Annotated in this window: 5 protein-coding genes and 1 tRNA gene; 1 reads left to right on the top strand and 5 read right to left on the bottom strand. The window is 61.1% G+C overall.

Features of this window, described 5'->3' with window-relative positions:
* Window positions 1-526: 526 nt before the first annotated feature.
* From HL657_RS09860 to HL657_RS09840, 5 genes are all read right to left on the bottom strand, one after another.
* Window positions 527-1510: a proline iminopeptidase-family hydrolase gene (locus HL657_RS09860; RefSeq protein WP_317296647.1), complete on the bottom strand. Its 984-nt coding sequence runs from the start codon at window positions 1508-1510 to the stop codon at window positions 527-529.
* Window positions 1511-1699: 189 nt separating this feature from the next.
* Window positions 1700-1773: transfer RNA gene (locus tag HL657_RS09855), tRNA-Val, on the bottom strand.
* 488 nt (window positions 1774-2261) lie between these two features.
* On the bottom strand, window positions 2262-3209 hold the full coding sequence (mch, locus tag HL657_RS09850) for a methenyltetrahydromethanopterin cyclohydrolase (protein ID WP_317296646.1): 948 nt from the start codon (window positions 3207-3209) through the stop codon (window positions 2262-2264).
* A gap of 46 nt (window positions 3210-3255) precedes the next feature.
* Window positions 3256-4401 (bottom strand): ORC1-type DNA replication protein, encoded by a 1146-nt coding sequence (locus HL657_RS09845; protein ID WP_317296645.1) that lies wholly within the window; start codon window positions 4399-4401, stop codon window positions 3256-3258.
* A gap of 74 nt (window positions 4402-4475) precedes the next feature.
* Window positions 4476-5045, bottom strand: coding sequence for a hypothetical protein (locus tag HL657_RS09840; RefSeq protein ID WP_317296644.1), 570 nt, complete (start codon window positions 5043-5045; stop codon window positions 4476-4478).
* A gap of 305 nt (window positions 5046-5350) precedes the next feature.
* Here HL657_RS09840 and HL657_RS09835 point away from each other — a divergent pair, with 305 nt between their 5' ends.
* Complete coding sequence (locus HL657_RS09835; protein ID WP_317296643.1) at window positions 5351-6895, top strand: right-handed parallel beta-helix repeat-containing protein; 1545 nt, start codon at window positions 5351-5353, stop codon at window positions 6893-6895.
* The last annotated feature ends 185 nt before the right edge of the window (window positions 6896-7080 follow it).

Below are 7080 nucleotides of genomic sequence, written 5' to 3'. Positions count from 1 at the left end.
GACACACAAAACGATTGAGCAAATGATTGAGATTCTGGTACAGGCGGGATATGTGGTGCAGAAACGAGGACTCTTTGATCCAGGAGGATGAGGAATCACCCCAGGATCAGTTTTTCATGGTAAACCCCCCTGCTTGCTCCAGACGGCCGCAATCAGGGGTAATCAGGAGCACGGCTTTCCACCGGGTATCGCCATGACTGCCCCCGCCCTGGGGCGGGGGAGGAGGCCGGAGGCCGGGTGGGGTGGGGTCGATGAGGTATGCAATTCTTCGCGCGAGACAGGGGAGGGGGTCTCCCCCTCCCCGTCAGCCCCACCCCCAATGGCGATAGCCACCACGGTCCACTGCATGAGGACATGCTCGAGAAAAAGGTCGTCCCCGGGGACAGCCTGATCTGGCACCAGCCTCATCAGGGAAAGGATGAAGATCGGAACAGGGTTTCAACAAAGCCGTCGTGCGCATTTCTTCGCCTGTGCGGGAGTGCCGGCGTTTTTTCGGACGCAAAAAAGTAGACTCGCCTGCCCCGGGTCAGGGTGCCGCATCTATCTGGCGCATGAACTCCCGCACGGCCGCGAGGTAGGCGTCGGTCTCTTCGAGGTGGTGCTCGTGCGAGGCGCCTTCGAAGACTTTGAGTTCCGATCCCGGCACCAGGCCCTGGAAATACATCATGGTCGCGGGGGGTGCTTCGTCGTGCTCCCCGCAGGTGAAGAGCACCGGGACCGGGACTTCGTCCAGCCGGCCGGTGACGCTGAACGTCCGGAGGGTTCCCGTGCAGGTGAACTCGCTCGGCCCCCACATCCCGAGATAGACCGGCAGGGAGATCTTCTCGAACGTCCGGTTCAGGCATTCGGGCCAGGGGTCCGTCCGGCAGACGTGCCGGGCGTAGTACGCCGCCATGGCGTCCTGGTACTCCGGCGAGTCGAAGTCCCCGGTCGACTCCGCCTCCCGGACAACCTTCTGCATCTCGTCGGGGAACGCCGCAAGGTTTGCCCGCTGGTCGGCCACCCACCGGTCCGCGTCCAGCAGCGGCGCGGAGAGGATCAGGCTCTCGACGCCCTCGGGGTTTCTAGAGAGGACGTATTCGACCGCGAGCGCCCCTCCCCAGGACTGGCCGAGGAGGTGCACCCGGTCGAGCCCGAGCGCCTGGCGGACCTCGCCGACCTCGCCGACGTAGCGCTCCACCGTCCAGAGCGCGGGGTCGTCGGGCCGGTCGGAGTTCCCGCACCCGAGCTGGTCGTAGAAGACGACCGGCCGCTCGTCCGCGAGGGCCGCGAGCGGTTCGAGGTAGTCGTGGGTTGCTCCCGGCCCCCCGTGGAGGACCAGGAGGGGCGTTCCGGCGCTGTCGGCACCGACGATGCGGAACCAGACCCGGCCGGCGGTGACGTCGACGTAGCCCTCGTGGGTGCCGCCGTCGGTTCTGGTTATGGTGACGTTCGATCGGTCGGCCGTTCCGCCTGTCGTAATGCAGAGCGCGAGCAGCACCGCTGCAGCTGTGAGAAAGAGAAGTAGCATGAGATATCCTCTGGATTGGTTTCCTGGCATGGTTCAGCCCTGAATGCACGGCCGGGGGGGTGTAGGGGGCCGCCGGCGGTGTATTCCTGGTTTGGTGTTTGTCCGGAGATATTTTGAATATTATGAAATCGGATGGAGGTTGCCTTACGGGGCTTGCAGCATAATTAAAATCGCAGAATATGGGATCGATGGGCCTGCCCGGATTCGAACCGGGGATCTTCGCCGTGTAAGGGCGACGTCATAACCAGCTAGACCACAAGCCCTGTGGATGCCTTATAGTGTTTTGCACCGTGACGGATAAACGTGTTGCCTGCCGGGGATTCCGGGGGCATTGCCTGCGTGCTCTCCGGCCCCCACCGCCCGCGCTTCGCGCTCCTCCCGCCCCCCAAGGGGGCGGGCAGTGCGTGGCGATATGCGACTGGCCGAAGGTGCGACGTTCCGGAGGAATGACTGCCCGTAGGATGCGATGGCCCGCTGGGCCGGAATTTGAGAAACCCAAAGGGTTTCGGACAGGAGTTTGAGAAGACTGGAGGCTTCGAGGCGTGAGTGATAGCGAACGTAAGCACCGTGAGGTGCGCAGCAGGAAGCTCCTCGGAGAGCGTCCTTCGAGCATCGTCAGATGCGTAGTCCCATTGAAGACTGTATGGCGGGATATGCGTCATTCCGATAGGACACGGTTTGCAGAACGTCCTGCAGAGGTGCCCCTCTGTGAGAGTTGCGGGTATGTATCAACAGGGCCCAAAAAAAGAGTTCAGATAAACCCGAAGGACTTCAGCGTCACTTCGGGGTTGACGGCTCCCACGTGGTAGACAACACCCTCGGAGAGCTCGTTGATGACCACCTCGGCCGGGGAGAAGAGCGAGGTGTCGATCTGGTAGAAGTCGAAGTTGGCTTCCTTGAAGATCTCATAGAACGGTTTTCCGTATCCCTTGGACTTGTTGCTCGGGATCTTGTCCAGGTAGTCCTTGATCTCCGGCGCGTTCATCGTCAGCATGATGCTGCCGTGGTAGATCGTGGCGTCGTTGGTGCTGCCCATCGCCTTCGTGCCGTCCTTCTTGACGGGCGCGATCGGGGCGTGTCCGATGCCGGCGCTGATCTTTCTGGTGTCGAACCCGAGCTCGTTCAACTTGTAGATTGCGGTCTCGACACAGCGACCCGCGACCTGGATCGAGCCGACGAGCGATGCCGTGGGGGCGACGACCGCGCAGGTGTTCGCCACGTCCACGTTGCAGGCCTCGGCGATGTTCTCCATCACCGCGGCGTTCGGGAGGTGGTCGCTCTCGAGGCAGATAACCGCGTAGTCGAACTCATCCTCGTAGTCGATGACCTCGTAGGTGTGCTTGGGCTTTAAGGAGAGCGCCCGCGCGGGGCCGCTGCCCATAGCGAAGTACTTGTTGACGCTGACCGTCCAGCCAGCCTTCTGGGCGCCGAGGCACGCAATGGACGGGAAATCGGTGCTGACCTCGATGAACGGGATCGGGACGTCCCTGATCCGGCCCATGGTGATGTCGACCTCACCGAGCCCACCCATGCAGATCTCAGTAAACCGCTTTCCTGTCGTGTACCCGCCGGAGGTGCTGACGCCGCAGTCAACGATGCGTGCGCCGTTGTCGAGCTCGTGCGGGACGGCATGAAGCTCTTCGGCATATTCGAAGAGTTCCTCAAAAATATCCAGTGCCAGTTCGTTCACGCTGAGCATGTGGAAAACCTCATCAGAATACAAACGGTGGGGGAACTGATAAGGATTATGAAATCGTCTGTTCCTGCCCCAGGTGCTCCAGCACGCGCCCGGGGTCGTAACGGAGACTGATCAGCCTCGTTCGCCCCCTTCCCTGGCGGTAGTGGAGGTTCAAGAGCCGCATCGAGTCAAACTTCTGTATCATCTCGTAGAACTTGGTGTAGCTGATCCCCACCTGCTCTTTGACGAAACGGTAGACGTCGCCGGCGTTCATCTCCTTATCGTCGCTGGCCGACATCTCCGCGATCCCGGCCAGTACCTCGCGCTCCTCGGCCTTGAGTGCCCGAAGCGAGAACGCAAGGTGCAGATAGCGGGAAACCTCGTAGGCCTTGCAGATGTCCTCCCGCTCGACAGATCGGCGTGCCTCCATCTCGGCGTTCAGGGCCGCACGCTTCAGGAGGTCGATACCGACACGAAGGTCGCCGCTTTTCATCGTCTGCTCCACCACCAGATCCAGTGTCTCGGGCCGAAGGACGTTCGGGTAAAGCCCCTGCAGGACCCGTTCCTCAAGAATCCCGTGAACCTCCTCCTCCGAGTAGGGGGGGAAGTAGATCTCGGTGGGGCGGAAGACCGATGCCACCCGGGCATCGACCTCGCTCTGCAGAGTAACGGACATGTCGCTGACGATGGCGATAACACCGGTCCGAACGCCCGGATAGGCTTCGTGCGAGCGCAGCAGGGGATAGAGGACCTGGTTGATCTCGTTCTCGTAGAGGAGATAGTTTGCATCGTCGAGCGCCACAAGGAGGACCTGTTCCTCCCGTTGCAGGACTCTGGCTATGGCGTCGAAGACCTGCTTGAACGACGTGCCTGACGCCGGCGGCGGGTTTCCGGTGACGCGGCGGTAGATCTGGGAGAAGATAGCGAACCTGGTGTTGTCAATCTGGCAGTTGATGTAGACGGGAACGAGCTTCTTCGTGGCCTCCTCGATATCAGCGAGGATTTTCCTGACGCTCGTCGTCTTCCCCGTCCCCGGGAGGCCCCGGCAGATGGTGTTGAGAGGCCTTGCTCCCCGCATGCCCGGCCTGACCTGGAACGCGAGTTCCCGGATCTGGGCGTCACGGTGGTTGAACTGCTCGGGAACGTGATCAATCTCGAAGACTTCGGGGTCTCGAAAAAGCGTCTCGTCCCACATGAGCAGGTTCTTCTTCATTATACAATCCTCGGATACGGTAGTATTTATATCCTCCAGGTTTTTATTTCCTCATCGCGCGGACCCTGCAGGATTTACGGCTGTTCCATGCACTTCTTGCAGAGAGTCTTGTTCATGAAGAGCCGCGAGAGCTTTGCCTGTGACTTCGTCACCTCTGCTCCACACATCTCGCACACATCCTCCGCAGGAGCGGCGGACGGTTTTGCCGATTCCTGAACCGGCGGGGCCTGTTCCGGAGCAGCCTCCGGCTGTGCCGGGGCATTCTCCTCCGGTTTTGCGGGCGGCTCCGGGGCCGGTGGAATTGCCGCTTCGATGACCTCGGGTGGAGGGCAGGCCTTCGTCTCTGCCTCCTCCCGGGGCGCCGGTTCCGTCACCGGTGCCGCCGGCTCGGCGGCCTTCTTCTCCGGGGCAGGGATCTCCGGGACCGCGGGCCTGGCCGCGAGAACACGCCGCCGGTATGCATCCACGCGCTCGGCGGTCGCCGGATCGCCGCGCCCGAGCCGGGAAAGGATCCCGTCGAGGAACGTGATAAGGTCGTCCACATCCTCGTGGGTCTCTACATCCCCCTCGACCTCGAGGCGGAGGTTTTCGTAGTTCTCGAGGTTGATGGTGATCCCGATGGTGACTTCCTTCTTGCTGGACATATATTCAGGTAAATATTGTATTCCATTATATACAATTCCACCGGCGACCCGCAACACTCCGCTATTCGGTCAGTCCGGCCACCGTTCCCCGCTCCCTGCATCGGAAACAGTCCGGGCCGTCGACTGCCGGTACAGTAGAATCGGGGGTTTGTCCCGGGTATCCTGGCCGGTCCCGGTGCCGTTTTCCCCCCCGTTTTTTTGAAATACGGTGTCTCGCGGATATATGGCTGTTTCCTCTCCAATTGATTTTTATATTCCCCTAACTATACTGGGGGTGAGGATCCCGACAGATATGCCCGAGGAGCATGATGATTACCCGCCTGCATGAAAAACCGGTAAACCCGCCCCGGATACGCTCAACCGGCACGGAACTTGCGATAGGCGTGATTCTCGCCCTCCTGCTGGTCCAGAGCGTTGCTGCAGCACCGGTGGCGCCGCTCGTTGTGGCGGCAGGCGACAGCAGCCCTGCGACGAAGGCACGAGCAAACTACACCTGCGATGGTTTTGATGACCAGGTGGAGATCCAGGCGGCGCTCGCCGCACTGCCGAATGACGGTACGGTTGTTCTCTCCGAGGGCACGTTCAACTGTTCGGGGAACATCATCGCGCCGGCGGCAGGCGTGACGCTTATGGGTCAGGGGCCGGAAAAAACTTCGCTCGAGTTCAGCCGGAACGGGATACTCAACGTCTCGGAGGAGTATGTTACCCTGGAGGGGTTCCGTATCGCGGGGTCCGGCTACGTGAATGCGAGCACGAACACGACCCTCGATCTCGGCCAGTGGCTTGGCGTGCTCACCGTCTATGCGAGCCACGCGAAGATTCACAACGTCACGGGAACTGCGGATGCGAGCATCCAGGCAGTCTTCCTCCTGCTCCACAACCCGAACGTCTACGCCCCCACTCTCGAAGACGTCGAGTTCGTCAACTGCCGGGCCGTGGACACCGGGACCTACGGGTTCCTCCACAACGCCTGGGGGTCGGAGAATACGACGATCAAAAACGTCCGTTACGAGAACTGCGCTGCGATCAACTGCGGTAGGAACGGAGCGTTCAACCCCTGGGTGACCGGGTTCGACTTTGCCGAACTCAACAACATGGACGGCCTCCGGGTGACGGACTGCCTCGCCGAAGGCTCTCTCGAGTCCGGGTTCCACTTCGAATGGAACCCGGCGAAGCGGGACTGCGTCTTTATCAACTGCACGAGCAGGAACAACGGGCAGAAACCCAGTCCCGACGACTACCTGCTGGGCGACCCGGACTTCTTCGGGGCGGGTTTCCATCTTCCGGGAGGGCAGGTGTCCCTGGTAAACTGCCGGGCCGAGGAGAACGGTGCGTTCGGGTTCTTTGTCATCAACCCGGACGGCATGCTTCTCTACAACTGTACCGAGAGCGGCACCGGGCGTGATTCGGCCATAGCAGAACCCATCTCATACTGCATTCTCCAATCTCTGCCCGTCTCAAGGAACCCGTCCATCGTGATGGATCACTGCCGGAGCCTCGATTCGAACGGCTGGGCCCTCTTCGTCTGCGGCACGAACAACGCGCTCGTCAGGGAATTCATCATGACCAATCCGGCAGGCATCGGGGGTATCGGTGCGATACTGGGATGCCCCTCCAGCAAACTCCCGGTAAATTCGACGATCGATGCGGGCATCTCCAACTCGACCATCGACCTTATCGCATCGGGAGACCGCCCGCAGATTCTGGTATACATTGTGAACAACAGGAACGTCACATATTCCGGAAAGGTCGTCTCCGATGCCGCCCGGCCGGTGGCGGTCGAGTGGACCCTCGCGGGGGGTGCGAACCTGACCGGTCTGGAGGTGCTGCCGGCCAGCAGCACGGCATAAGGGTCCGGGGAACCCGGTTCCTTAAGACCGCACGTGCAAAAGTTCAACCTTTCCGGGGTCGGAAACCCTGCCGTTTTCTCTCCAGACTTCCGAGCCGGACCCTCCGGCGGGAGCGGGTCGGGTAAATCATTAAATGGTACTTCTGTGCCATAGGGGTATGAGCCGGGTAGAAGGGGTTATGGGCT

The organism is Methanoculleus nereidis (assembly GCF_032944295.1).
GTDB lineage: Archaea > Halobacteriota > Methanomicrobia > Methanomicrobiales > Methanoculleaceae > Methanoculleus > Methanoculleus nereidis.
This window is presented reverse-complemented; position numbering and strand designations above follow the sequence as displayed.